The sequence below is a fragment of the Streptomyces sp. NPDC001816 genome, assembly GCF_042892235.1.
GTDB lineage: Bacteria > Actinomycetota > Actinomycetes > Streptomycetales > Streptomycetaceae > Streptomyces.
Window position 1 is genome coordinate 519,808 of the sequence record NZ_JBIATY010000002.1, and the last position, 23,301, is coordinate 543,108.

Sequence of the window (23,301 nt, forward strand, 5' to 3'; positions counted from 1 at the left end):
CTGAGATGGAAGGGTCCCTACCTCGACCAGTGAGGCAACTCATGCGTATGCGCAGCTTTGCTACCACAGCAGTTCTCGCGGGTGCCCTTGCCCTGGCCGGCACGACGGCCGCCTACGCGGCCGACCCGGACCCGGTCGGCGTCGCCACCGACAGCCCTGGCGTCGTCTCCGGCAACGTCATCCAGATCCCGCTGGACCTCGACGCCAACGTGTGCGGCAACACCATCGACATCATCGCGCTGCTGAATCCGGCCTTCGCCAACTACTGCACCAACGGCTGACACCATCCCGTGCGCCGGTCCCTCCCCCAGGGGCCGGCGCACGGCTGTCCGGACCGGTTCAGTCACGCGCCGCCGGAGCCTCACGCCTGGCGGGCGCAGCGTCCCGCTGTGGAGCGGACCCGGTACCGGTCCGTCGGCGGCGCAGCAGCAGGCGTCTCGCCGGGCGTTCCACCGCCTCGTACAGGAGCCAGGACAGTCCGAGGGCGAGGGCGAAGGCGGCGGTGGTGACCGCCAGGCCCGCCAGGACCCCGAAGTGCGGCTTCGTACCCAGCAGATTGGTGCCCGCCCGCAGGACCAGCAGGTGGATCATGTAGAAGGCGAACGACAGTTCCCCCAGCCGCACCATCCGCCGGTGCCGCCACAGCGAGGGCAGCCCGTGCACATCCGCGACCGCCGCGGCCGGGATGAGGAGAGTGAACCCGGCGATGGTGCAGACGGTGGCGGAGTAGCCGGGCGTGACCTGCGGGACCAGGAAGTAGCCGATGATCGCGAGGGCCAGCGAGGCCTCGAGGCCGGGGCCGCGCCAGCGGCCGAGCAGCACCAGCCGGGCCGTGACGGCGCCCAGGACGAACTCCGGCAGCCGGGCGGCGGGCAGGGAGTAGATCGACTCGTCCATCCAGTGGTGCGCGTCCGCCCAGGCCAGGACCAGTACCGCCACGACCGACAGTCCGCCGAGCGCCGTGGCGCCCCGTGCGCCCAGCCGGCGCAGCAGCAGGATCAGCAGCGGGAAAGCCGCGTAGAAGAACGCCTCGCAGGCCAGCGACCAGCTGACCGGGTTCAGCGTCTGCCACCAGGGACGCCACCAGGAGTGCAGCAGGAAGACGTTGGCCAGCGCCTGCCTGGGCGTCGGCTTCGCCTGATGGGTCAGCGTGTACGTCATGACGAACGCGACGGCCAGGGTGACCAGGTGCACCGGGTAGATCCGCGCGATGCGCCGCCGCCAGAAGGCGAGCGCACGGTCACGCGGCCGCGCGGACCAGGTGAGCACGAAACCCGACAGCACGAAGAAGAACGACACGCCCGTCGCGCCGGCCCCGAACGCCCAGGTCACGATGCGACCGGCGCCGCCTCCGAAGTAGCCGAAGTTGTTCACGTGCAGCCCGAACACCAGCAGCGCCGCGACCCAGCGCAGCCCGGTGAGGGACGGCAGGGAGGACATGGCGGCGGGCGGGGAGGATCTCGCCGAGGCCGGGGACGCGTCGGTTCGTACGGGCGGCGTCCGAGGCGCTCGGGTCGTCGCCGTGCTCATCCAATCACCTGCCGCAGGAGGTTCGCGTGGGGCATGAAGGGGAACGTTGCCCGTTCGCCCCCTCTCCATCACATCGCGTGGCAAACATCACACTGCTGCCGAACGACGGAACCCGCGGTATGCCACGGACAGCCGGACCTGGTGCACCCTTACGAGTGAACGCCCCGGTCCCTCGCGTCGATCGCTGCGGGCGGTGCGGGTTCACGGTGAACTCGTCGCCTTGCGGGGCGAGTTCCAGCCGGTGCCGTACGACTGCTACTCCTCGGCGTCCTCGGCCAGTCGTTCGACCCGCGCGGCCGCTGCCCGGGCGCGGCGCCCGGCCTCGCGGACGTCCCGGTCGGCCCTCCGCGCCCGCTCACGGGCGCTCTGTTCGTCGGCGCGGGCCCGCCCCTGCTCCTCCTGGACGCGCCGCTCCTCCTCCCGCAGCTCCCGCAGCCGCTCCTCCGCCGCGGCCGACCGTCGGGCGGCGTCCTCCGCCTCCGCTTCAGCGGCCGCCGCCTCCGCCCGCAGGGCACCCAGCTCACGCTCGGCGTCCCGGGCCTCCGCGCGGGCCTCGGCGAGCTGCCGGCGGCGCTCCTCGCCACCGCCGCGTCGCATCGCCTTCGGGCTCGGCTCCGGCTTCGGCGTGGGCGCGGGGCGGCGCCCGACGGCGGCCACGTCGGCCTCCGGGAACCCGGTCGCGGCGCCGAGCGGCTTCACCAGGCGGCCCGCCGCCCACTCCCGGGCGGCCTCCGGGTCGGCGAGGACGGCGTGCAGGGTCTCCTCGACCTCGCGCTGAACGCCCTCGCCGACCGGATGCCCCGCCTCGGCGGCCAGCCGCCGCGCCTGACGTCCGAGCGCACCGATCACCTCACGCTGTCTGCGAGCGAGCAGGCGCAGCTGCGGACCGTCCAGTTCGCGATGCGCCCGCCGCAGCTCCTCACCGAGCACGAGCAGCGGCTGGACCTCGTCGGGCAGTCCGCGGACCAGGAGATTGCCGGCCCACGCGGCCAGACTCGGGCGCCGCAACGCGGCGATCTCCCTGGCGAGGGCCTGCTCGCCGGACGTACGGGCCTGCGCGGCATAGCGGTCGCGGGCCGCGACGAACTCCTCCGGCCGCAGCCCGTACAGCTCATCGGCGACGGCGTCGAGATCCACCGGCGTCCCTCTCACCCCCCCCGTGACGGACTCCGAGTCTCCCACCTGGTGGGCCTTATGCGCTGTATGCGCCGTTCTTGCGGTCGGTGAGATGGGTCTCGAAGCCGTCGAGGATGCTTCGGAGGCCGAACGCGAAGGTGTCCTCGGGTGCCGCCAAGTAGTCGGTGGCGGCCTGCGTGCCGAGGCGCTCGCGCAGCCGCGGGAAGCGCATCGCGATCTCGCCGGCCCGGGTCATGGCGGCCGCCAGCTGCTCCTCGGCGTCCCCGCCGCCCCTGTTCAGGCGGCGGGTGAGGGAGACTTGCGCGGCCGAGCCCAAGGCGCTGCCGAGGACGAAGACGAACACCGTGGCGGCCGCCCGGTCGGCCTCGGCGGCGCTGAAGCCGGCCTTCTCGTAGACGGCGAGGGTGTGGTCGTCGTAGCGGGACTTGTGGGGGCCGTACAGGAGATGGCTGCCGAACGCCTGGCCGAGCCACGGGTGTCGCAGGAGCATCGCGTGCATGCCGGCCGCCGTGGCGACGGCGGCCGTCCGCCAGTCGGTGGCGTCGAGTCCGGGCAGCTCGACCTCGTCCCAGATCGCGTCCCCGGCAAGCCTGACCAGGTCCTCCTTGGTCTTGATGTGCCAGTAGATCGCGGTCGCGGCCGAGCCGAGCCGCTGCCCCAGGCTGCGCATGTTGAGTCCGTCCAGTCCGCCCTCGTCCAGCAACTCGATGGCGGCACGGACGATCTGGTCTGCGGTCAGGGTGCCAACTGGCGACGCCCGGCGCGACTTTCGCCGACCGGTCCGCTCCCTTCGGCCCCTCGTCGTAGACCATCGGGGGACGGCGCCGGCGGGTGCGCGCCCGGCAGGGCGGCCGTATGGAGAAGAAGCAAGGAATCAGCCGCGCACAGTTCCTCGCCGGGATGGCGTCCGCCGGGCTCGCCGCGACGGCGCTCACCGCAGGCTCGGCCCACGCGGGGGAGCGGCGGCAGGGACTGCGCCACCGGGGCGTCGTCTACACCGTCGGCAAGGGCGAGACACCGGCCACCGGCTTCCGTACGGCCCGGATGCGCAAGGACATCCGCGCCATCCGCGACCAGTTGCACGCGGACTCCGTGGACGTCACCGGCGACGGCGTGGAGCGGCTCACGGCCACCGCTGCGGAGGCCGCAGAGCGGGGCATGCACGTCTGGCTGCAGCCGACCCTCGGTGACGTCCCCGAACGGGACGTCCTGGACCACCTCGCCGAGACCGGCCGGTTCGCGGAGCGGCTTCGCCGGCAGGGCGCGAGCGTCGACCTCAGTGTGGGCTGCGAGTTCTGGCTGTTCGTGCCCGGCATCGTCCCGGGCGACAACGTCTTCGAACGCATCCAGAACCTGCTGGACGGCAAGGTCGACCCCGTCAGGATGCAACGCCTGCTGGACCGCTTCACGGCCAAGGCGGCCGCGGTCGGCCGCTCCGTCTTCCACGGCCGGCTCAGCTACGCGGCCGCCCAGGAGGACACGGTCGACTGGCGGCTCTTCGACATCATCGGCATCGACTACTACTCGTACTTCCCGCGCCGCGCCGACTACGTACGGGAGCTGCGCGGCTACCTGCGCTGGGGCAAACCGCTGGCGATCACCGAGTTCGGCACCTACCCCTACGTCGGCGCGCCCGAGACCCGGGGCATGGGCTGGAACATCATCGACCAGGACAAGCACCCCGAGGAGATCAAGGGCGACCTGGTCCGCAGCGAGCGCACGCAGGCCGACTACCTCATGCGGCTGCTCGACGTCTTCTCCTCGCTGAACCTGTACGCGGCGATGGCCTTCGAGTTCGTGGCCCTGGACGCCCCGCACCGCCCCGGCGATCCCCGGCACGACCTCGACCTGGCGAGCTGCGCCATCACCAAGACCCTCGAGGACCGCCCGTTCGACCCCGCCTCCCCCCGGCACTGGGAACCCAAGGAGGCCTTCCACGCCCTGGCCCGCCGGTACGCGAGCGAGGTGTCCCGCGGCTGACGCACAGGCCCCGGAACCCCGCGCCGACCCGTTCGGGTGACCCCTCGGCTCGGCGCGCGGCCGCCGCGGACTCGAGGCCGGATGATGCGTCCGTTCCGGCCGGTCGGACTCCGGACGACGACACGTGGCCAGAATTGCATCATTCGTTTTCTTGAATCTTTCGTGTTTATGAGGGTAGGTTCGGGGTCATGACCGCATCCCAGACTCCGACCACCGCCGAGGAGCTACGCGGTGCCGGCCTGCGGGTGACGGCCGCGCGTGTCGCCCTGCTCGAGACCGTGCGCCACGGCGATCACCTCGATGTCGAGGCGATCACGTCCGGCGTACGCGACCGGGTGGGCCACATCTCCGTCCAGGCCGTGTACGAGGCGCTCCACGCGCTCACCGCGGCAGGGCTCGTACGCCGTATCGAACCGCCCGGCAGCCCGGCCCGGTTCGAGGGACGCGTCGGGGACAACCACCACCACCTCGTGTGCCGGTCGTGCGGCGTCGTCGTAGACGTCGACTGCGCGGTCGGTCACGCCCCCTGTCTTACGGCGGCCGACGACCGCGGCTTTTCGATCGACGAGGCCGAGGTCATCTACTGGGGCCTGTGCCCCGACTGTTCCAGCGCCGCTACCGCAGCACCGTGAACCCCTCAGTTCGGAAGGATTCCTCCATGTCCGAGAACACCCCTGCCGAGGCGAAGTGCCCGGTCGCGCACGACCGTGCCGCGCACCCGACCCAGGGCGGCGGGAACCGCCAGTGGTGGCCGGAGCGGCTCAACCTGAAGATCCTTGCCAAGAACCCCGCCGTGGCCAACCCGCTCGGTGAGGAGTTCGACTACGCCGAGGCCTTCAAGGCCCTCGACCTTCCCGCCGTGAAGCGGGACATCGCCGAGGTGCTCACCGACTCCCAGGACTGGTGGCCCGCCGACTTCGGCAACTACGGCCCGCTGATGATCCGTATGGCCTGGCACAGCGCGGGCACCTACCGCATCAGTGACGGCCGTGGTGGCGCCGGCGCCGGCCAGCAGCGTTTCGCCCCCCTCAACAGCTGGCCGGACAACGGCAACCTCGACAAGGCCCGCCGTCTGCTGTGGCCGGTGAAGAAGAAGTACGGCAAGAGCCTGTCCTGGGCCGACCTCATGATCCTCGCCGGCAACGTGGCGCTGGAGTCGATGGGCTTCAAGACCTTCGGCTTCGGCGGTGGCCGTGCGGACGTGTGGGAGTCGGAGGAGGACGTCTACTGGGGTCCCGAGCAGGTCTGGCTCGACGACCAGCGCTACTCCGGCGACCGCGAGCTGGAGAACCCGCTCGGCGCGGTCCAGATGGGCCTGATCTACGTCAACCCGGAGGGCCCGAACGGCAACCCGGACCCGATCGCCGCGGCCCGCGACATCCGTGAGACCTTCCGCCGCATGGCGATGAACGACGAGGAGACCGTCGCTCTCATCGCCGGTGGTCACACCTTCGGCAAGACCCACGGCGCCGGCCCGGCCGAGAACGTCGGCCCCGAGCCCGAGGCCGCCCCGATCGAGCAGCAGGGCCTGGGCTGGGCGAGCACCTACGGCAGCGGCAAGGGCGGCGACGCGATCACGTCCGGCCTGGAGGTCACCTGGACCGCCACGCCGACCCAGTGGAGCAACGGCTTCTTCAAGAACCTCTTCGAGTACGAGTACGAGCTCACGCAGAGCCCGGCCGGTGCCCACCAGTGGGTGGCGAAGAACGCCGAGGCGATCGTCCCCGACGCGCACGACGCGTCGAAGAAGCACCTCCCGACGATGCTCACCACCGACCTCTCGCTGAAGTTCGACCCGATCTACGAGCAGATCTCGCGTCGCTTCTACGAGAACCCGCAGGAGTTCGCAGACGCCTTCGCCCGCGCCTGGTACAAGCTGACCCACCGTGACATGGGCCCGAAGTCCCTGTACCTCGGCCCGGAGGTCCCGGAGGAGACCCTGCTGTGGCAGGACCCGCTGCCGCAGGCCGAGGGCGAGGTCATCGACGCCGCCGACGTCGCGGCCCTGAAGGCCAAGCTGCTCGACTCGGGCCTGTCCGTGTCGCAGCTGGTGTCGACCGCGTGGGCGTCGGCCTCGACGTTCCGGAACAGCGACAAGCGCGGCGGTGCCAACGGCGCCCGCATCCGCCTGCAGCCGCAGGCCGGCTGGGAGGTCAACCAGCCCGACCAGCTGGCCCAGGTGCTGCGCGTCCTGGAGGGCATCCAGGCGGAGTTCAACTCCGGCGCCAAGAAGGTCTCCCTGGCCGACCTTATCGTCCTCGGTGGCGTCGCCGCCGTGGAGAAGGCCGCCAAGGACGCCGGTCACGACGTCGAGGTGCCCTTCACGCCGGGCCGGGTGGACGCCACTGCCGAGCACACCGACGCGGAGTCCTTCGCCGCGCTGGAGCCCGTCGCCGACGGCTTCCGCAACTACGTGGGCAAGGGCAACCGCCTGCCGGCCGAGTACCTGCTGCTCGACAAGGCGAACCTGCTGGGCCTGAGCGCGCCCGAGATGACCGTCCTCGTCGGCGGCCTGCGCGTCCTCGGCGCCAACCACCAGCAGACCTCGTACGGCGTCTTCACCGACACCCCGGGCAAGCTGACCAACGACTTCTTCGTCAACCTGCTCGACCTGGGCACGACGTGGAAGTCCACCTCGGAGGACCAGACCACCTTCGAGGGCCGCGATGACGCGACCGGCGAGGTCAAGTGGACCGGCACCCGTGCCGACCTGGTCTTCGGCTCGAACTCCGAGCTGCGCGCGCTCGCCGAGGTCTACGCCGCGGACGACGCGAAGGAGAAGTTCGCCAAGGACTTCGCCGCCGCGTTCGGCAAGGTCATGAACCTCGACCGGTTCGACCTCGTCTGATCAACACCCCTGAAGGCGTCCGGACCGGCCCCGCACGGGCCGGCCCGGACGCCTTCGGCGTCCCTACGCCCAGGACACCTGGATCAGCCGGCCTGCCGCGCGCATGTTCACGATGTCGAATCCGGCCCGGGAACGCACGATGTGCTGGACTTCCTCCGTCCCGGAGTTGCGCAGGAACCCCGCCCAGCCCTCCGTGACCGCCTCCCGGAGCACCCACTCCAGGACCTCCATCAGCACCCCGAACTCGTCCTCGTGGATGCAGACGCGGGCGGTCAGGGCCCATGGGACCCCGCCGTCAGCGTTCCGCCTGTTCTCGGCCCTGACCAGCAGGGAGGTGTCCGCCCCGTCGAAGGAGTGGCTCGCCTCCCCACCGGCCAGCACCTGCCAGGGATCGCCCCAGAGCGCCCAGTCCGCCGACTCGAAGGCCGGCGGCGGGTCGGCCCGTCCGGCCAGCCAGGCGAGTTCCCGCAGGAACGCTTCGGGCAGGTCCGGCCGGAGATCCACGGCCAGGAACAGGTCGTAGTAGTCGCTCACCGGACGGACCCTAGCCGCACCGTACGGCGGCGGGTGTCCCGGGCCTGTGTCAGCGGCCCAGCGCCGCCACGCCCGCCTGGGCGTAGCGCTCGTCCAGGTCGCCCGACGGTGCGCCCGCGACGCCGATGCCCGCGACCGGGACACCCGAGCCCGCCTCCAAGGCCCCCGTCCGCATCCTCGTCTGCGACGACCACGCCGTCGTACGCGCCGGCCTGCTGGCCCTCCTGCACAGCGCCCCGGACATCGAGGTCGTCGGCGAGGCCGGCAGCGGCGAGGAGGCGCTGGCGCTGGCCCGCAGGACGACGCCGGACGTGGTGCTCATGGACCTGCAGCTGGGCGAGGGCATGGACGGCGTCGAGGCCACCCGCCGACTGCGCGCCCTCACCCCCGCCCCGCACGTCCTGGTCCTGACGACGTACGACACCGACGCGGACGTCACCCGCGCCATCGAGGCCGGAGCCACCGGCTACCTGCTCAAGGCGGAGCGCGCCAAGGACCTCTTCACCGCGATCCACGCCTCCGCCCAGGGCCGCCCCGCCCTCTCACCGCCGGTCGCCGACCGCGTCATGTCCCGCCTGCGCAACCCCCGCCCCGCCCTCACCCCGCGCGAACGCGACATCCTCGCCCACCTCGCCCAGGGCCTGCCCAACCACGCCATCGCCCGAGCCCTGTACATCAGCGAGGCCACGGTCAAGACCCACCTGCGCCGCATCTACGACAAGCTCGGCGTGGACACCCGGGCGGGCGCCGTGACCGTGGCCAAGGAACAGCGGCTGCTGCCCTGAGGCCGTCATGCCGCCGGCTGCGCTGCTGTGGCGGCGCGACGCGACCTCGCGCAGCGTGGGGCATGGAGGATCCGACGGCGAGGCCGGTGCTCTGGCCGCGAGAGAGGTAGGACACATGGACACGGACGAAACCCGGCCCCGGATCGTGGCCGGAGTCGACGGGTCGCCGTCCTCGTACGCGGCCCTGCGCTGGGCCGTGCGCTACGCCGGGCTGATCGGCGCCACGGTGGACGCGGTGGCCGTCTGGGAGCTGCCGGGCCTGTACAGCTGGTCGGGGCCCCCGGTGGACATGGACGTCGACGAGGAGGAGGCCCGGGACCGGATGACACGGGAACTGACCGAGGCACTCGGCGCCGAGGCAGCCGCCTCGGTACGGCCGCTGGTCGTGCAGGGCAATCCCACGGACGTCCTGCTCCGGGCCGCGGAGGGCGCCGAGTGCCTGGTCGTCGGGAGCCGGGGGCGGGGCGGTTTCGCCCGCGCCCTGCTCGGTTCCGTCAGCTCGCACGTGACGCACCACGCCACCTGCCCGGTGGTGATCGTGCGCCCCGGGACGGCCTGAGGCCGGGGCGCCGTCAGGGCGAACTCGTGCGGTGCTCCGGGTCGGGAGCCAGGTCGAACGCCACGTCCACCACCCCTTCCACGGCCCGCACCAGGCGCGCGGCCACGGGAACCAGGCTCGGGTCCCGCACGCGGCCGACGAGCGTCACGACGCCGTCCTCCACCTCCACGTGCAGGGCCGAGTCCGGCGGCGGGAACAGCTCGGCCACGACCTCGTTCCGCACCTGCTCGGCGATCTCCTCGTCCCCCCGCAGGAAGACCTTGAGGAGGTCGGCGCGGCTGACGACACCCTCGAGCAGCCCGACTTCGTCGACCACGGGCAGCCGCTTGACCCCGGCCCGCGCCATCAGGTGCGCGGCCTCGGCGAGCGTGGCGCCCGGCCGGACGGTGACCGCGGGGGAGGACATCAGGTCGTCCGCGGTGAGCGCGTCGGCCTTGGCCACGTCGGAGGGGCGGCGCAGCCGGACGTACCCCTCCTGCGGAGTGTCCCGGAACTCCTCCTTGGGCAGCAGGTCGGCCTCGGAGACCACACCGACGACCCGGCCCTCGCCCTCCAGCACCGGCAGGGCGCTGACCCGCCAGTCCCGCATCAGCTGCACGATCTCCTTGAACGGAGCCCGCCGGCCGACGGCGGCGACGGTGTGGGTCATGACATCGCTGACGATGTACGGGGTGCCGTGCATGGTGACTCCCCTCGTAGGGCGTTCGGGAACCGGGTGGGGCCGAGTGGCCCTTGCACCGGGTGCCCCGCACGACCAGGCTGGAATCCGATTCCCCTCTCCGGGAGGTAGTGGCCATGCGCATCGTCGTCGGCGTGGACGGGTCCGAATCGAGCCTCAGGGCCGTGGACTGGGCGGCCGACAACGCGGCTCTGCGCCGTACACCGCTGCGGCTGGTGTACGCGTCCCTCTGGGAGCGCTACGAGGGGTTCTCTCTCGCCCAGGGCGTCGACCGGCCGTCCGAACAGGTGATCGCCGAGGAGATCGTGGAGACCGCCGAGCGGCGCGCCCACCGCAGACAACCGGACGTGCAGGTCACCACCGACGTGCTGCCCGAGGAACCGGAACAGGCGCTGGTGCGGGAGAGCCACTCCGCGCTCGCGGTGGTCCTGGGGCACCGCGGCCGCAGCGGCATGACCGAGGCGATCCTCGGCTCGGTCGGCGTCGCGGTGGCCGAACACGCGCACTGCCCGGTCGTCGTGCTGCGCCGCGGCGACGACGACCAGGACCGCCCCGGGACCCCCGGCCGGATCGTCCTGGGAGTCGACGAGAAACCCGCGGGTTCGGCGGCCCTGCGGTTCGCCGCGGAGGAGGCCGGCCTGCGCGGGGTGCCCCTGGAGGCCGTACACGTGTCGCGCCATGGGGTCACCGGCACCCTGCTGGGCAGTGGCGAGCGGGAGGCGGACGCCGCCCTGGCACTGGACGAGGCGCTGCGGGACGTCCCGATCGGCCTCGAGGTGCTGCGGCGCACCGTCTCCGGCCGTCCCCGCGACGCCCTGCTGGCCGCCTCCCGCGATGCCGCCCTGCTGGTCGTGGGCGCCCGGCGCCGCCCGGGGCACTTCGGCCCGCAGCTCGGCCGGGTCGCCCACGGGGTGCTGCACCACGCGGCCTGCCCGGTGGCCGTGGTACCCGAACTTTCCTGACATTCCCGGCAGTCTTGCCGGCAACCGACGATGATCTCCGGAGTCCTCATGCCCCAGGCCGCCCACCCGGACGCCCCCGCACTGACCGACGAGGAACTGCGCACCCTGGACGCGCACTGGCGCGCCGCCAACTACCTCGCGGCGGGCCAGATCTATCTCATGGCCAACCCGCTGCTGACCGAGCCGCTGAAGCCGGTGCACATCAAGCCCCGGCTGCTGGGCCACTGGGGCACGTCCCCCGGCCTGAACCTCGTGTACACCCACCTCAACCGGGTCATCAGGGCGCGCGGCCTCGACGCGCTGTGCGTGTGGGGTCCCGGGCACGGAGGGCCGTCGGTCCTCGCCAACTCCTGGCTGGAGGGCAGCTACAGCGACACGTACCCGGACGTGTCACGGGACGCGCCGGGCATGGAACGGCTGTTCAGGCAGTTCTCCTTCCCGGGCGGGGTGCCCAGCCACGTGGCCCCCGAGACCCCCGGCTCGATCCACGAGGGCGGCGAACTCGGCTACTCGCTCGCCCACGCCTACGGCGCCGCCTTCGACAACCCGGACCTGCTGGTGGCGTGCGTGATCGGCGACGGCGAGGCGGAGACCGGACCGCTGGCCGCCTCCTGGCACTCCAACAAGCTCCTCGACCCGGTGCACGACGGGGCCGTACTGCCGATCCTGCACCTCAACGGCTACAAGATCGCCAACCCGACGGTGCTGTCCCGCCTGCCGGAGCCCGAACTCGACGCCCTGCTACAGGGATACGGCCACGAACCCCTGCACGTGACGGGGGACGATCCGCAGCAGGTGCACCGGGCCATGGCCGCGGCGATGGACGACGCCCTGGACCGCATCGCCCGGATCCAGCGCACCGCCCGCGAGGCGGGCGGCGCCGAGCGGGCCCACTGGCCGGTGATCGTGCTGCGCACCCCCAAGGGCTGGACCGGGCCCGCCGAGGTGGACGGCGTACCCGTCGAGGGCACCTGGCGCGCCCACCAGGTCCCGCTGGCGGGAGTCCGGGAAAACCCCGAGCATCTGCGGCAGTTGGAGGAGTGGCTGCGCTCGTACCGGCCCGAGGAACTGTTCGGCCCCGACGGCCGGCCCGTCGCGGACGTCCTCGCCTGTGTCCCCGAGGGGACGAAGCGGCTCGGCGCGAGCCCGCACGCCAACGGCGGCCTCCTCGTCCGTGAGCTGCCCCTGCCGGCCCTCGACGACATCGCCGTACCCGTCGACAAGCCCGGCACGACCCTGCACGAACCCACCCGGGTCCTGGGCAACCTGATCGAACAGGTCATGCGGGACACCGGCGCGCGGCGGGACTTCCGGCTCGTCGGACCGGACGAGACCGCCTCCAACCGGCTCCAGGCCGTCTTCGAGGCCAGCGGCAAGGCCTGGCAGGCCGAGACGCTCCCGGTCGACGAACACCTGGACCGGCACGGCCGGGTGATGGAGATCCTCTCCGAACACCTCTGCCAGGGCTGGCTGGAGGGCTATCTGCTCACCGGCCGGCACGGACTGTTCTCCTGCTACGAGGCGTTCGTGCACATCGTCGACTCCATGGTCAACCAGCACATCAAGTGGCTGAAGACCTCGCGCCGGCTGCCCTGGCGGGCCCCCGTCGCCTCCCTCAACTACCTGCTGACCTCGCACGTGTGGCGGCAGGACCACAACGGCTTCTCGCACCAGGATCCCGGCTTCGTCGACCACGTCCTCAACAAGAGCCCCGAGGTGGTGCGCGTCTATCTGCCGCCGGACGCCAACACCCTGCTGTCCGTGACCGACCACGTCCTGCGCAGCCGGGACTACGTCAACGTGATCGTGGCCGGCAAGCAGCCCTGCTACGACTGGCTGTCCCTGGACCAGGCCCGCGTCCACTGCGCCTGCGGCGCCGGGATCTGGGAGTGGGCCGGCACCGAGAACGGCGAGGAACCGGACGTCGTCCTGGCCTGCGCGGGTGACGTGCCCACTCAAGAGGTGCTGGCCGCCGCGCAGTTGCTGCGCCGGCACCTGCCCCAGCTCGCGGTGCGGGTGGTCAACGTGGTCGACATGACCCGGCTTATGCCGCGCGAGGAGCATCCGCACGGGATGAGCGACTTCGAGTTCGACGGGCTGTTCACCGCCGACAAGCCGGTGATCTTCGCCTACCACGGCTACCCGTGGCTGATCCACCGCCTCGCCTACCGCCGCACGGGCCACAAGAACCTGCATGTGCGCGGCTACAAGGAGTCCGGGACCACGACCACCCCGTTCGACATGGTCGTGCGTAACGACCTCGACCGCTACCGGCTCGTCATGGACGTCATCGACCGCGTGCCCGGCCTCGCGATGCGCGCCGCCGGCGTCCGCCAGACCATGGCCGACGCCCGCACCCGCCACCACGACTGGATCCGCGAACACGGCACCGACCTGCCGGAGGTCGCCGACTGGAGCTGGCACAGCTGAACCGGCCCCGTCGTCCGGCGGCACGATCCAGGAGCCGCCGGCGCGCCCCCGTCACACGGCACCTCCCGGGCTAGCGGCAGGTGCCGTCGGGGTCCGGTACCGAGGCCGGCGGGGGACTCGGGAGCACCTCGAAGACGCCCGACAGGCCCGTGGCCCGCAGCAACCCCAGGAAGCCCGGGGTGTCGGCGACCAGCCGCAGCCGGCCCCGCCGGGCCAGCGTCCGGTTCCGGGCCCGGCACAGGACCCCGAGCCCGGCGCAGTCGATGAACGCGACCGGCCGCAGATCGAGAACCAGGTCCGGGCGGGGGTCCTCGGTCAGCGCGTCGAGCCGCTGGGACAGCGCGGGCAGGGTCAGCAGGTCGATCTCGCCGTGCAGCGGTACGACGACCACCCCGTAGGGCGGGTGGTCCGCAGCCATCTGTGCCGGTCCCGACTGGTTCTCGGACATGACACCAGACAATCGGTCTCCCGGGATGCGGGGAAGGGCCGATCGGCCCCTGCCCGGGGACCGTCCGGGACACCGCGCCGACCAGATCTGCGTCGTCGTAAGACTCTTTTTCTCTGCGGGCGGCACCGATCCGTTTCGAGGTGCACGATGGTGGAGTGACGCTTGTCGGCCGGGTGCACCACACCGTGCCGTGTCGCTCACCGCCCGCGGTGGGCGCTGCCCGGTCAGCCCCGTCACCCGGACCTCGGCCCGGAACCGGACGCCGAGCGGGAGCGCACGCCCTGCCCGGTGGCCGCCGGTATGCGAGAGGAGGCGGCGACCGATGACGCGGACACCTCCCACGAATGTGACCCGGGTGCGCTGGTGGCGATGGCGTCGCAACCCGCTGCGCCGGCACAGCGACGTCGTCGAGGCCTGGATCGTGCTCGTCACCTGGATCCTCGTGCTCTTCGGCGGCGCCGTCGCGGGCGCGGCGGCCGCCATGTCGGTGGACTCGGCGTTCTCCGCGCGACGGGCCCAGGTCCACGCGGTGTCCGCGGTCCTGACCGACGACGCGGCCAGGACCCCGCCGAACGGCAGCGGCTACGACGACGGCCGGGTGTGGGCCAGTGTGCGCTGGACGGCCCCGGACGGCTCGGTGCACACCGACCGGGCGAAGGTCTACCCGGGCGCCCCGGCCGGCAGCCGGCTCACGGTGTGGACGGACGGCACGAACCGGATGGTGTCGCCGCCCCTCTCCACCGCGGAGGCGGCCCTGCAGTCCACCCTGACCGGCGTGCTCGCCGCCTCCTCGGCCGGCGTGGCCGTCTGGACCGGGGGCTGGCTGGTCCGCACCTGGCGCATGCACCGGCGCATGTCCGAGTGGGACGAGGAATGGAAGCGGATCGGCCCCGAGTGGCGGAACTACAGCAGCGGCGGAACCTGAGCAGCGGCGGTGATGTCAGTCCTTGTCGGCCACGGTCAGCCGGCAGTCCACGCCCACCACACCCTCCACGCCCCGTACCAGGCGTTCCGCGAGCGGAATCCGGGTGGCGTCGCGCACCCGTCCCGTCAGGGTCACGACCCCTTCGGCGACGGTGATGTGCACGGGCTCGACCGGAGCGGGGAAGAGGACGTCGACCACGTCCCGCCGGACCTCGTCGGCGAGGTCGTTGTCCGGGCGCAGGAACACCGTCAGCAGGTCTCCGCGGCCGACCACGCCTTCCAGAACACCCTCGGCGTTCACCACGGGCAGCAGCCCGACGTGCCGCAGGGCCATGATCCGCGCCGCCTCGGCGAGCGTGGCGTCGGCGCGGACGGTCACGGCCGGGGCGCTCATCAGCTCCTCGGCCCGGACCCCGCCGGCCTTGGCCAGGTCGGACAGCCGGCGCAGCTGCGTCAACCGGTCCGGATCGTTCTCCCGGAACTCCTCCTTGGGCAGCAGATCGGCCTCGGACACCACACCGACGACCCTGCCGTCACCCTCCAGTACGGGCAGGGCACCGACGTGCCACTGTGCCATCCGCTGGACGATGTCCTTGAACAGGGCCGCCCGGCCCACCGTGACGACGGCTCGCGTCATCACGTCGCCGACGTGGCGCGGGCTGCCGGCCATGGTCTCCGCCGGCCGGGCCGACGATGCCGGTGGAGGAGCGGTCATTGCAGGCCACCGCTGCCGTAGGGGGCGTAGAGGTCGAGCAGCCGGACCCGGGAGGCGTGCAGCCGCTGGGCCACGACCAGCCCGACCCAGACCGCGACCGCCCGCCCGAACTCGGGATCGGCGGCGCACAGCTCCAAGACCGCCTCCGCATCGAACTCCCAGGCCCGCACCGGAGTCAGCGCCTCGCCCCCCAGCTGCCACAGGTGGGGCGGGAAGTGCCAGGACCAGCCGACCAGTTCGCCGTGTTCGAGCGACTCGATGACCGCGGGACGACGGCCGGGTACACGCAGGTCGAGGGCGACGGTCCCGGTCCGCACGATCCAGAAGCGGTCGGCGCGCCGGCCCTCCTCGAACAGCCGCGTCCCGGCCGCGAAAGAGACCTCACGGGCGAGCTGCATCAGCTGTACACGATGCTCGGCGGGCAGAGCCGCGCTCATGGTGGTGACGGAGGCCATCGCTCCGGCTCCCTTCGCTCGAGACCCGTAGCCCTCGCGACCGTGGGACTCCTGCTCCCAGCCTGTGCTCGTCCGGGCTCGCCCACAACAGGTCGCTCGGTCCCGCCGGGGGTGCTCGGTCCCGGCTGCACCACCTGCGGGCTACCGAACGCACCCGCGCGCCCACGTACGGTCGCGAGACCGGGAACTCCAGGTGGCCGTCTCATTTTCGGCGGGACTGATCCGGTGCCCGTCTCTTCGGCGGGGACTGATCCGGCGCCCGTCGGCCGTCGGGCCCCGCCGCCTCAGCCGCGCAACGCCTCGAACGCCTGTCGGGCGCCGATCCCTATCGCGAGGTCGATGTCCGGGGCCTGGCCGGCCCGCCGGTCCGCGCGGGTGAGCGCGGCCATGGCGATCCGGTCGCCGGACTCGGCCTGCACCACCCCGATCTCGTGCCGCAGATGGAGGAAGGTGCCGGTCTTGCCGCTCCACCGCAGCGTGTCCGCGCGCAGTTCGCTCGCCAGTCGCTGGGTGAAGACCTGGAAGCCCATCAGGCGGCGCAGCTCGGCCGTCGCCCGGGGCCGGGAGATCTCGTCCGCCCACACGCGCTGCAACAGGTCCACCAGCGCCGAGGCCGAGCCGACGTTGGCGTGGGCCGGATCCAGGGTCTCGATGGTGTGCCGTCCGGCACGCTCGTCGCGGACGGCCAGTTCCAGCGCGAGCGAGAAGTCGTTGCCGGCGGCTCCGGCCGCGCATTCGTACATGTGGTTCATGTGATGCCGGACCCGGATACCGCCGCACCCCCACGCACGCAGGCGGGCGTCGACGTCCGCCACCGGCACCAGGTCGAACAGCGCGTCGGCGGCGGCGTTGTCGCTCACCGAGAGCATCAGGAGGAGAAGGTCGCCGACGGCCACGGTGGCCGGGTGCCGGAACGCCGCGAGCCCGGTGGGGCCGACGCTGTTGGTGGCCGGGTCCACCGTGACCGGGTGCGCCGGGTCGAGTTCCCCGGCCGCGATCCGGTCCAGCACGACCAGGGCGAGCGGTACCTTCACGACCGACGCGAGGGGCATCGTCTCGTCGACGTCGAAGCCGAGTTGCTCGCCCGAGTCCAGGTTGCGGGCGAGGAACGAGCCACGGACCCCGAGCGCCGCCCAGTCCGCCGCGATTGCCTCGGCGACATCGAGCAGGGCGCCGTCCCCGGCGACGTAGGCCGGGCGGTACACCTGTTCCGCGCTCATCCGCGTGCCGCCAGCCGCGCCGAGGCGTCCGCGGCCGCCGACCCGGGCGGTGTCGTCTCCGGTGCTCCGGTCGTGGCACCGGCCGCCGCGGCGAGCAGCACGGCCAGCCAGCCGGGTACGTCCACCGGCCCGCGTCGGCCTCGGGCCCCCTGCACGTCGTACCCCCGGTGCAGTGCGGCGTCGGCCAGCGGCGCCCAACTCGCCCCGTGCTGCCGGGCGAAAGGCTCGGCACACAGCAGCACCGCCCCGCCGGCCAGGGTCTCGGCGAGGGCCGTGGCCGCCGGTCCGGCCGGCCTGAGCAGGCCCTCCGGCAGCCCGGCGCGGGCGGCGGCGCGGATCAATCGGTCCTGTGCGTACGGCACTTCGTCCTCGGTCAGGGTCAGGAGGGGCAGCGCGGCGGGCAGTTCACCGGTCGTGGCACGGCTCCGGCGTGGCCGCAGGTCCTCCAGATGGATCGCGCGTCGCCTGCCGCTTGCTCCGGTGGTCGCCGGCTCCGGCGCGTCGGGTGGTGCCGCCGACGCCAGCCCGAGCGGTACCCGGACCCCGGCGTGCTCCGGGGGAACGCGCACCAGAGCGTACGTGAGCGAGCCGTCGGCGAGTCCGGAGACCCGTTCCGCCGGGGGCAGTTCGCGCATGCCGAGCGTGATCCCGCGCTCGGTGCCCGCGCGGATGACGCGTGCCAGCGCCACCGGGGCGCAGCCCGTGGGCACTCCTACGGCACGCATCTGGGCCTGGCGGGCCGACCGGGCGACCTGCCCGAGCCGCTGGGCCCGGTCCAGCACGTCCTGCGCGTACGGAAGCAGCAGCAGACCCAGCTCCGTCGTCGTGACCTGCCGCCGTGAACGGTCGAACAACAGGCCCCCGAAGTGGGCCTCCAGCGTCTTGATGCGACGGCTGAGGAGCGGCTGGGCGATCCCGAGCCGGTCGGCCGCGCGCGAGAAGCTCGACTCGTCGACGGTCGCGACGTACGCCTCGAGGTGCGCGAGGAGATCCATCCAGCAGTCATATCAATAAGTTATGAGGTGTTCAAAGTTCCCTCTTGGACATGAGTGGAGTCCGGCTGTTTCGCTGGTCCCCGTCGAAGATCCACCAAGCCGACGACGGACGACCAGGGAGAACTCCGCACATGACCAGTGCCCATCCGATGCCGCGCCGCCGCCTCTTCAAGGCCGGTCTCGCCCTCACCACCGCCGCCGTGGTGGCCCCCGCCGCAGGGGCGCCGACCGCCTCAGCCGCCCCGGGCGCCGGAACGGCCGATCCGCACACCGAGTTGAGCGATCTGGAGCAGCGGTACGGCGCGCGGCTCGGCGTGTACGCCCACAACGTGCGCACCGGTCGGGTCGTCGCGTACCGCGCGGGGGAGCGGTTCGCGATGTGCTCGACGTTCAAGGCGTTCGCGGCGGCGGCGGTACTGCGCGACCACGGTGGCTGCGCACCGCTGGACAAGGTGATCCACTACCCGCCGAACGACATCCTGGCGAACTCGCCGAAGACAGAGGAGCACCTCGCCACCGGCATGCGGGTGGGCGACGTGTGCGCGGCCGCGATCCAGTACAGCGACAACGCGGCCGGCAACCTCCTGCTGCGCCAGATCGGCGGCCCGGCCGGCCTCACCCGCTTCTTCCGGTCGCTCGGCGACCGGGTGAGCCGGCTCGACCGCTGGGAGACCGACCTCAACACCGCGATCCCCGGCGACCTGCGCGACACGACGACGCCGGAGGCCGTCGGGCGGAGCTTCGAGCGGCTGGCCCTGGGCCGGGCCCTGGACGACGCCGGCCGCGAGCAGCTCGTCACCTGGCTGAAGGGCAACACCACCAGCGCCAAACGGTTCGGCGCCGGGCTGCCCCGGGGCTGGGTCCTCGGCGACAAGACCGGCACCGGGGACTACGCCACCGCGAACGACATCGGCGTCGCCTGGACGACCCGGGGGACACCGATCGTGCTGGCCGTGCTGTCCACGAAGGCCACCAAGGAGGCACCGGTGGACGACGCCCTCGTCGCCGACACGGCCCGCGTCCTGGCGCGCACCCTCGCCCCCGGCGAGTAGGCCGGGCAGTCCCTCCGGCCGGTTCAGGTCCCTGAATTTTGATCAAGTACAAGACTATTGACGCGCTCATGGCACCTCCCTGCGGTCGGTGAAAGCGCCCGGCCCCGCGCAGGCACGCGCGCGAGCCGGCTCCCGTGTTCAGCCGAGCGCGGACAGCACCGAGCTGTATGCGGCCTTCTTGTTCCCGAGCCGTCGAAGAGCAGCGGGTTCTCGCCGCTGTGCCAGGAGTCGCTGTCCTGATGCCCCAGACCGAGATGCTGGTACAGCGGGACACGTTCATGCAGGCCGCCGAGGGCGGCGAAGCTCGCCAGCGTGGTCCGGAAGCTCGCGGGCGGTCCGGAGCTGCCGAAGGGGCTCTGCTCGATGAAGCCGTCCTCAGCAGGTTCTGGAAGACCGAGCTGCGGTGCTGCCCGCTGCCGCCGTCGGCGACGGCGCCTGCCGTGCCGGACACGAAAGGGCAGGAGACGTGATGCTCAGCCGACCGGGTCGCCCGCCCCCACGGCGTGGGCCTCCAGCTCCGGGTCGGACAGCAACTCGGCGATGAGCTGGGGGGATCCGCCGACGTATGTGCTGACCAGGTCCACGTCACCGCCCACGCACCAGGCACGGTCCTCGGGCCACCACAGGTCGGGCAGCTCGGCGAACTCGTCCAGGGCCAGCGGTGAGACGGCGTCGGCCAGGGTTCCGGCGAGCAGCACCTCGTCCCGGCCGGGCGTCGCGAACGTGGGGATCCCGTCGAACTCCCACCGCCCGTACCCGGACCACAGACCGAACCAGCAGCGCTCCGGGGTCCCGGTGTGCCGGCCCAGCACAGGGATCAGGGCCCTGGCGACATCGGGCGGGGTGGGCCCCTCGCCCGGATGCTCGTCCCACACGCCGGGCAGGCCGAGGTCGGAGCGGTTCAGGTAGTCCTCGTCCACCCCGATGACCTCGTGCCAGCGCGTGGTCGGGGTCACCCGGGTGCCATGCGCGGCGGCCACCGTCGACCAGCGCACCGGCCGCTCGTCCAGGGAGGCCGGATGCAGGACCCTCGCGTAGGCCGCGAAGCCGGGCGCGGCGACTCCCGCGACCGTTCCCATGGCGTACCCAGGGGTGGACTCGGTGAGCCACGAGGCCGGGGAGAGGTCGGCGGTACGGACGTGAAGCCGTCCGTACCACTCCGGAGCGGGGTCCCGCTGGACCGGGCAGTAGTCGTTCACCCGCACATTCTGGCGGAGAGGGCAGGATTCGAACCTGCGTGGGCCCCGTGGGGCCCGACCTTGAGGTGTGCTCGTAGGTCCCCGATCAGCCACTCCGGGCACCTCTCCCTGTTCCCGGCCTCCGGTTTCCCGTGCCGTTCACATGAATGAGAGTGGCAGGAGCCGCTGACGGGGGACTGATGCACCGCTGACGGGTGCTCCGCCGCGCCGCCCTCGATCGAGGTGGGCCCGACCGCCTTCATGAACCACGCCCTACCCCTGCGGGAGCAGCGGGCCGACGTCGGCTGAGACGGCTGGTCTTCTGAGTATGAGAACTCATGACACCGACCCAGGCATCGGTCAGGATCGGCGCATGACGAAGATCAGGACGACGGGGGTCCGGGCCGGGACGGTCCCGCTGGCGCTGCTGGCCGTGCTGGCGGCCGGATGCGGCACACAGCGGGCCGGGGGCGACGCCGACGCGGGCGGGTCCTCGCGCAGCGCGGTGGCGACGCCGAGCACACCCAAGGACTTTCCGTGCCCCGGCGAGAGCCCCACCGCCTCGCCGCGGCCGTCCACGGCCACCCCGAGCCCCACCGCACCACCGACCGACCACTACGCCGAGAACCACGGCTTCATGATCCCGTTCGAGCTGCACGGCAAGCGCCGCTGCCAGGGCCTCGCGGCCGTCGCGCGCGTCCGGGAGGCGCTCGAACCACAGCGCAGGCGCGGGCAGTTCAGTCCCGAGAGCGTCCGCAAGGCCCTCATCGGCCTTGGGTACTCCGGCGGGCAGGTGCAGGCGTACCCGGGCGGGGGCGGCGTCGGCTTCCTCGTCCAGGTCGACGACTACCCGGTGTGCGTGGAAGGCAGTCTGGCCGGGACCCTGGACAGCGCCACGACCAAGGCGGACGCCTTCGGCGGCTACCCCGACCACGACGGGTGCGACCAGCCCTCGGGTGGCCACTGACCGCACGGTCCCGGCCAGGTCGGACGTAGTTACCGGCCGGTTTCCCAGTACCGCAAGTAATATGATGACCTTTGCTCTGGGTGTACCAGTCAGTCAACTCGGCGCGTCCCAGGACACGCCCTGCCCGGAGATCTCCATGTCATCTGTCAATGACGCGCACAACGATCCGTTGGAAAGCGCTCGCTTCACCTACGAGCAGCACATGCAGACGTGCCGCCAGTGCCACGCCGACGCCGCGCCCTGTGCCGTGGCCAAGCACCTGCTGCGGCTCTACAACCTCGCCCGCAGGGACCGGCTCCGCGCCCCGGGGCACCCGGCACGGTAGCGCCGCCGGGGCCCGCCGGCCGCCGTCAAACCGTGCCGCCGTACACCTCGTCCACGTTCGGACGCGGTGGCCGGCCGGTGCGGGTCGCCGGGCCCTGCGCGAAGGTGCGCAGCAGGTTCTCCGTGGTGCGCGTGACGAACCCGCGCGTGCGGCCGTCCATGCCGTGGTCGCGGCCGAGTTCCCCGGTGCCGGCGAGCAGCCCCTCCACCCAGCGCATGGTGCCGGTCGCGAACACCCCGGCACCGCTCGGAGCCGTGTAGTACGCCGAGTCGCTGTGACTGGGGCGGCCGGCGCAGACGACGGGGGAGTGCGCGGTGATCTCCAGGGGGCCGGGAGCGGGGGCGACGGGCGTGACACGGTCGTACTCGACGCCCACCAGATGGGCGAAGGCGTCGCCGGTGCGCACGCCGGTGCCGTCGTACAGCCAGTGATCGGCGGCGTGCACGACATAGGGGGCGTCGACCGGATAACCCTCGTACAGGACGCCGGTGAGCGAGGACTCCGGGTCGGCGGCGGGCGGGCTGCGGTAGTCGGTGGTCACCAGCGCCGGGTCGGACGCATAGCGGGGGTCGGCGCGGTAGGACGTCTTGTAGCAGACCACCGTACGGTCGCCCGCCCCCTCCCCGTCCTCGAGGCGGACCCGGCGGAAGCACGTGTTCGCGCCGAGGAAGGCCACGTTCGTCCCGGCGTCCCGGGCGCGGGTGACGTGCGCCCGCTGTTCGGGCGTCCAGTACTCGTCGTGCCCCAGACAGACGACGGTGTGCGCTCCGTGGAGCACCGACGGGTCCCGGTGCACGTCGACGCCGGTGGTGTAGGCGAGCGGGATGCGCAGGCGTTCGGCCAGCACCACCAGGGCCCACTCGTAGACCAGGAACTTCTCGGCGCCGTTGCCCTCGTAGGGGCGGTCGAAGCTGACCGCGAGTGACCGGGTGGCGTACGCGCCCGAGGCGCCCGAGTAGAGGCTGTAGCCGCCCCAGCGGTTGTAGGCCTGCCAGGTGGCCGGGGCGTGCAGCAGGACGGTGCGGCCCGCGCCCTCGGCGGAGCGGACGATCAGCGGGATGTGACGCTGGTGACCGGTGTCGGCCTCCAGCCGCAGCAGATAGGCGCCTTCCGGCCACCCGGTGGTGTCCATGCTCAGCGTGGCGGGCCAGTCGGCGCGCACGGTACGGGTGGCGGGCAGCAGGTGCGGGGGCGGCTGGGCGCGGCCGGGTATGCGCGGTGAGGCCCAGACGAGGCGGGCCTGCCTGCCGCCGTACCAGCCGACGCGGAACGCCGAGACCTGGAACGAGGCGGCGGTGGTCGACACGTGCAGGCCGCATTCCTGGCCGGGGGCGACGCTCACCTGGTCCGTGTAACCGGTCACGGCGTCCGGCGGGCCCGCCGAGCGGATCCGCCAGTCGGCGGTGCCCGGCGCGTCCTGTTCGGCCTCCGGAAGCAGCCCGCTGTTCCGGCGGGGGTGCGCGGGCGGGTGCGCGGGTGCGCAGGCGGCGGCCATGCCCAGGCTCGCGCCCGCGCACAGGGCCAGGAAGCGTCGGCGGTCCACGGTGGGTGTGCCGTGCGCTGGAATCACCACGCCTC

At 72.5% G+C, this 23,301-nt stretch carries 25 protein-coding genes and 2 pseudogenes; 13 read left to right on the forward strand and 14 right to left on the reverse strand.

Translation table 11 applies throughout. From position 1 onward, the window contains the following. The first annotated feature begins 41 nt into the window (after positions 1 to 41). The gene (locus tag ACFYZZ_RS08060; protein ID WP_389172808.1) at positions 42 to 281 is read left to right on the forward strand and encodes a chaplin; all 240 of its coding nucleotides are present in this window, start codon (positions 42 to 44) and stop codon (positions 279 to 281) included. 58 nt (positions 282 to 339) lie between these two features. Here the strand turns inward: ACFYZZ_RS08060 and ACFYZZ_RS08065 are convergent, their stop codons facing one another. From ACFYZZ_RS08065 to ACFYZZ_RS08075, 3 genes are all read right to left on the reverse strand, one after another. Beyond that, a complete protein-coding gene (locus ACFYZZ_RS08065; RefSeq protein WP_389172809.1) occupies positions 340 to 1,530 on the reverse strand; it encodes an acyltransferase family protein in 1,191 nt (396 codons plus the stop codon). A gap of 255 nt (positions 1,531 to 1,785) precedes the next feature. Beyond that, positions 1,786 to 2,667 (reverse strand): hypothetical protein, encoded by an 882-nt coding sequence (locus ACFYZZ_RS08070; protein WP_389172811.1) that lies wholly within the window; start codon positions 2,665 to 2,667, stop codon positions 1,786 to 1,788. Between the two features lie 55 nt (positions 2,668 to 2,722). Beyond that, entirely contained in the window at positions 2,723 to 3,406 is a 684-nt protein-coding gene (locus ACFYZZ_RS08075; RefSeq protein WP_389173672.1) for a TetR/AcrR family transcriptional regulator C-terminal domain-containing protein, read from the reverse strand. Positions 3,407 to 3,522: 116 nt separating this feature from the next. On the opposite strand from ACFYZZ_RS08075, the gene ACFYZZ_RS08080 reads away from it, so the two are divergent. The 3 genes from ACFYZZ_RS08080 to katG all read left to right on the forward strand — a co-directional run bounded on the left by ACFYZZ_RS08080 (position 3,523) and on the right by katG (position 7,495). Continuing rightward, on the forward strand, positions 3,523 to 4,647 hold the full coding sequence (locus tag ACFYZZ_RS08080; RefSeq protein ID WP_389172813.1) for an abortive phage infection protein: 1,125 nt from the start codon (positions 3,523 to 3,525) through the stop codon (positions 4,645 to 4,647). A 188-nt stretch (positions 4,648 to 4,835) separates the two neighbouring features. Beyond that, positions 4,836 to 5,279 carry a Fur family transcriptional regulator gene (locus ACFYZZ_RS08085; RefSeq protein ID WP_386577582.1) on the forward strand — a complete coding sequence of 148 codons (444 nt, stop codon included), beginning with the start codon at positions 4,836 to 4,838 and terminating at the stop codon, positions 5,277 to 5,279. Positions 5,280 to 5,305: 26 nt separating this feature from the next. After that, complete coding sequence (gene katG / locus ACFYZZ_RS08090) at positions 5,306 to 7,495, forward strand: catalase/peroxidase HPI (RefSeq protein WP_389172815.1); 2,190 nt, start codon at positions 5,306 to 5,308, stop codon at positions 7,493 to 7,495. A 63-nt stretch (positions 7,496 to 7,558) separates the two neighbouring features. Here katG and ACFYZZ_RS08095 read toward each other — a convergent pair whose 3' ends face one another. Together ACFYZZ_RS08095 and ACFYZZ_RS08100 are read right to left on the reverse strand one after the other, a co-directional pair. After that, complete coding sequence (locus tag ACFYZZ_RS08095; RefSeq protein WP_389172817.1) at positions 7,559 to 8,029, reverse strand: hypothetical protein; 471 nt, start codon at positions 8,027 to 8,029, stop codon at positions 7,559 to 7,561. 49 nt (positions 8,030 to 8,078) lie between these two features. Then, positions 8,079 to 8,174 (reverse strand): annotated as a pseudogene (locus ACFYZZ_RS08100) (heme-binding protein); the annotation flags it as partial. Here ACFYZZ_RS08100 and ACFYZZ_RS08105 point away from each other — a divergent pair. Both ACFYZZ_RS08105 and ACFYZZ_RS08110 read left to right on the forward strand, forming a co-directional pair. Then, positions 8,155 to 8,814 (forward strand): response regulator, encoded by a 660-nt coding sequence (locus ACFYZZ_RS08105; RefSeq protein WP_389172819.1) that lies wholly within the window; start codon positions 8,155 to 8,157, stop codon positions 8,812 to 8,814. The pseudogene ACFYZZ_RS08100 and the gene ACFYZZ_RS08105 sit on opposite strands and share 20 nt — an antisense overlap. Before the next feature lie 115 nt (positions 8,815 to 8,929). Next, positions 8,930 to 9,373 (forward strand): universal stress protein, encoded by a 444-nt coding sequence (locus tag ACFYZZ_RS08110; RefSeq protein WP_389172820.1) that lies wholly within the window; start codon positions 8,930 to 8,932, stop codon positions 9,371 to 9,373. 13 nt (positions 9,374 to 9,386) lie between these two features. Here the strand turns inward: ACFYZZ_RS08110 and ACFYZZ_RS08115 are convergent, their stop codons facing one another. Continuing rightward, entirely contained in the window at positions 9,387 to 10,055 is a 669-nt protein-coding gene (locus tag ACFYZZ_RS08115) for a CBS domain-containing protein (RefSeq protein WP_389172822.1), read from the reverse strand. Positions 10,056 to 10,168: 113 nt separating this feature from the next. Between ACFYZZ_RS08115 and ACFYZZ_RS08120 the strand changes: the two genes are divergently transcribed. Both ACFYZZ_RS08120 and ACFYZZ_RS08125 read left to right on the forward strand, forming a co-directional pair. Continuing rightward, entirely contained in the window at positions 10,169 to 11,014 is an 846-nt protein-coding gene (locus ACFYZZ_RS08120; RefSeq protein ID WP_389172824.1) for a universal stress protein, read from the forward strand. Between the two features lie 48 nt (positions 11,015 to 11,062). Further along, a complete protein-coding gene (locus ACFYZZ_RS08125; RefSeq protein ID WP_389172826.1) occupies positions 11,063 to 13,444 on the forward strand; it encodes a phosphoketolase in 2,382 nt (793 codons plus the stop codon). Positions 13,445 to 13,514: 70 nt separating this feature from the next. On the opposite strand, the gene ACFYZZ_RS08130 is transcribed toward ACFYZZ_RS08125, so the two are convergent. Then, positions 13,515 to 13,892: an STAS domain-containing protein gene (locus tag ACFYZZ_RS08130; RefSeq protein WP_389172827.1), complete on the reverse strand. Its 378-nt coding sequence runs from the start codon at positions 13,890 to 13,892 to the stop codon at positions 13,515 to 13,517. Between the two features lie 322 nt (positions 13,893 to 14,214). Here ACFYZZ_RS08130 and ACFYZZ_RS08135 point away from each other — a divergent pair, with 322 nt between their 5' ends. After that, entirely contained in the window at positions 14,215 to 14,817 is a 603-nt protein-coding gene (locus tag ACFYZZ_RS08135; protein ID WP_389172829.1) for a hypothetical protein, read from the forward strand. A 15-nt stretch (positions 14,818 to 14,832) separates the two neighbouring features. Here ACFYZZ_RS08135 and ACFYZZ_RS08140 read toward each other — a convergent pair whose 3' ends face one another. From ACFYZZ_RS08140 to ACFYZZ_RS08155, 4 genes are all read right to left on the reverse strand, one after another. After that, the gene (locus ACFYZZ_RS08140) at positions 14,833 to 15,486 is read right to left on the reverse strand and encodes a CBS domain-containing protein (protein WP_389173674.1); all 654 of its coding nucleotides are present in this window, start codon (positions 15,484 to 15,486) and stop codon (positions 14,833 to 14,835) included. A gap of 41 nt (positions 15,487 to 15,527) precedes the next feature. Next, positions 15,528 to 15,986, reverse strand: a complete 459-nt coding sequence (locus tag ACFYZZ_RS08145; RefSeq protein WP_389172831.1) for a cyclic nucleotide-binding domain-containing protein — start codon at positions 15,984 to 15,986, stop codon at positions 15,528 to 15,530. A gap of 284 nt (positions 15,987 to 16,270) precedes the next feature. Continuing rightward, the gene (locus ACFYZZ_RS08150; RefSeq protein ID WP_389172833.1) at positions 16,271 to 17,206 is read right to left on the reverse strand and encodes a serine hydrolase; all 936 of its coding nucleotides are present in this window, start codon (positions 17,204 to 17,206) and stop codon (positions 16,271 to 16,273) included. Further along, on the reverse strand, positions 17,203 to 18,201 hold the full coding sequence (locus ACFYZZ_RS08155) for a LysR family transcriptional regulator (protein WP_389172835.1): 999 nt from the start codon (positions 18,199 to 18,201) through the stop codon (positions 17,203 to 17,205). The genes ACFYZZ_RS08150 and ACFYZZ_RS08155 overlap by 4 nt, the downstream gene beginning before the upstream one ends. Before the next feature lie 131 nt (positions 18,202 to 18,332). Here ACFYZZ_RS08155 and bla point away from each other — a divergent pair, with 131 nt between their 5' ends. Together bla and ACFYZZ_RS08165 are read left to right on the forward strand one after the other, a co-directional pair. Next, entirely contained in the window at positions 18,333 to 19,253 is a 921-nt protein-coding gene (gene bla, locus ACFYZZ_RS08160; RefSeq protein WP_389172836.1) for a class A beta-lactamase, read from the forward strand. A 239-nt stretch (positions 19,254 to 19,492) separates the two neighbouring features. Then, positions 19,493 to 19,723, forward strand: coding sequence for a hypothetical protein (locus ACFYZZ_RS08165; protein WP_389172838.1), 231 nt, complete (start codon positions 19,493 to 19,495; stop codon positions 19,721 to 19,723). A gap of 3 nt (positions 19,724 to 19,726) precedes the next feature. Here ACFYZZ_RS08165 and ACFYZZ_RS08170 read toward each other — a convergent pair whose 3' ends face one another. Both ACFYZZ_RS08170 and ACFYZZ_RS08175 read right to left on the reverse strand, forming a co-directional pair. Continuing rightward, positions 19,727 to 20,452, reverse strand: a complete 726-nt coding sequence (locus tag ACFYZZ_RS08170) for a hypothetical protein (RefSeq protein WP_389172839.1) — start codon at positions 20,450 to 20,452, stop codon at positions 19,727 to 19,729. A 10-nt stretch (positions 20,453 to 20,462) separates the two neighbouring features. Then, positions 20,463 to 20,560, reverse strand: a pseudogene (locus ACFYZZ_RS08175). 244 nt (positions 20,561 to 20,804) lie between these two features. Here ACFYZZ_RS08175 and ACFYZZ_RS08180 point away from each other — a divergent pair. Both ACFYZZ_RS08180 and ACFYZZ_RS08185 read left to right on the forward strand, forming a co-directional pair. Further along, on the forward strand, positions 20,805 to 21,398 hold the full coding sequence (locus ACFYZZ_RS08180; protein WP_389172841.1) for a hypothetical protein: 594 nt from the start codon (positions 20,805 to 20,807) through the stop codon (positions 21,396 to 21,398). Between the two features lie 136 nt (positions 21,399 to 21,534). Further along, positions 21,535 to 21,723 carry a hypothetical protein gene (locus tag ACFYZZ_RS08185; protein WP_389172843.1) on the forward strand — a complete coding sequence of 63 codons (189 nt, stop codon included), beginning with the start codon at positions 21,535 to 21,537 and terminating at the stop codon, positions 21,721 to 21,723. Between the two features lie 25 nt (positions 21,724 to 21,748). On the opposite strand, the gene ACFYZZ_RS08190 is transcribed toward ACFYZZ_RS08185, so the two are convergent. Continuing rightward, positions 21,749 to 23,218 (reverse strand): N,N-dimethylformamidase beta subunit family domain-containing protein, encoded by a 1,470-nt coding sequence (locus tag ACFYZZ_RS08190; protein ID WP_389173676.1) that lies wholly within the window; start codon positions 23,216 to 23,218, stop codon positions 21,749 to 21,751. Positions 23,219 to 23,301 lie beyond the last annotated feature (83 nt).

Bases quoted from the DNA above. Each gene is read 5' to 3' on its own strand.
- ACFYZZ_RS08155 (WP_389172835.1), bottom strand. From the start codon at position 18,201: ATGGATCTCCTCGCGCACCTCGAGGCGTACGTCGCGACCGTCGACGAG.
- bla (WP_389172836.1), top strand. From the start codon at position 18,333: ATGACCAGTGCCCATCCGATGCCGCGCCGCCGCCTCTTCAAGGCCGGT.
- ACFYZZ_RS08150 (WP_389172833.1), bottom strand. From the start codon at position 17,206: ATGAGCGCGGAACAGGTGTACCGCCCGGCCTACGTCGCCGGGGACGGC.
- ACFYZZ_RS08105 (WP_389172819.1), top strand. From the start codon at position 8,155: ATGCCCGCGACCGGGACACCCGAGCCCGCCTCCAAGGCCCCCGTCCGC.
- ACFYZZ_RS08145 (WP_389172831.1), bottom strand. From the start codon at position 15,986: ATGGCCTCCGTCACCACCATGAGCGCGGCTCTGCCCGCCGAGCATCGT.
- ACFYZZ_RS08185 (WP_389172843.1), top strand. From the start codon at position 21,535: ATGTCATCTGTCAATGACGCGCACAACGATCCGTTGGAAAGCGCTCGC.
- ACFYZZ_RS08165 (WP_389172838.1), top strand. From the start codon at position 19,493: ATGCCCCAGACCGAGATGCTGGTACAGCGGGACACGTTCATGCAGGCC.
- ACFYZZ_RS08125 (WP_389172826.1), top strand. From the start codon at position 11,063: ATGCCCCAGGCCGCCCACCCGGACGCCCCCGCACTGACCGACGAGGAA.
- ACFYZZ_RS08115 (WP_389172822.1), bottom strand. From the start codon at position 10,055: ATGCACGGCACCCCGTACATCGTCAGCGATGTCATGACCCACACCGTC.
- ACFYZZ_RS08140 (WP_389173674.1), bottom strand. From the start codon at position 15,486: ATGGCCGGCAGCCCGCGCCACGTCGGCGACGTGATGACGCGAGCCGTC.
- ACFYZZ_RS08080 (WP_389172813.1), top strand. From the start codon at position 3,523: ATGGAGAAGAAGCAAGGAATCAGCCGCGCACAGTTCCTCGCCGGGATG.
- katG (WP_389172815.1), top strand. From the start codon at position 5,306: ATGTCCGAGAACACCCCTGCCGAGGCGAAGTGCCCGGTCGCGCACGAC.
- ACFYZZ_RS08085 (WP_386577582.1), top strand. From the start codon at position 4,836: ATGACCGCATCCCAGACTCCGACCACCGCCGAGGAGCTACGCGGTGCC.
- ACFYZZ_RS08180 (WP_389172841.1), top strand. From the start codon at position 20,805: ATGACGAAGATCAGGACGACGGGGGTCCGGGCCGGGACGGTCCCGCTG.
- ACFYZZ_RS08130 (WP_389172827.1), bottom strand. From the start codon at position 13,892: ATGTCCGAGAACCAGTCGGGACCGGCACAGATGGCTGCGGACCACCCG.
- ACFYZZ_RS08060 (WP_389172808.1), top strand. From the start codon at position 42: ATGCGTATGCGCAGCTTTGCTACCACAGCAGTTCTCGCGGGTGCCCTT.
- ACFYZZ_RS08120 (WP_389172824.1), top strand. From the start codon at position 10,169: ATGCGCATCGTCGTCGGCGTGGACGGGTCCGAATCGAGCCTCAGGGCC.
- ACFYZZ_RS08065 (WP_389172809.1), bottom strand. From the start codon at position 1,530: ATGAGCACGGCGACGACCCGAGCGCCTCGGACGCCGCCCGTACGAACC.
- ACFYZZ_RS08110 (WP_389172820.1), top strand. From the start codon at position 8,930: ATGGACACGGACGAAACCCGGCCCCGGATCGTGGCCGGAGTCGACGGG.
- ACFYZZ_RS08190 (WP_389173676.1), bottom strand. From the start codon at position 23,218: ATGGCCGCCGCCTGCGCACCCGCGCACCCGCCCGCGCACCCCCGCCGG.
- ACFYZZ_RS08135 (WP_389172829.1), top strand. From the start codon at position 14,215: ATGACGCGGACACCTCCCACGAATGTGACCCGGGTGCGCTGGTGGCGA.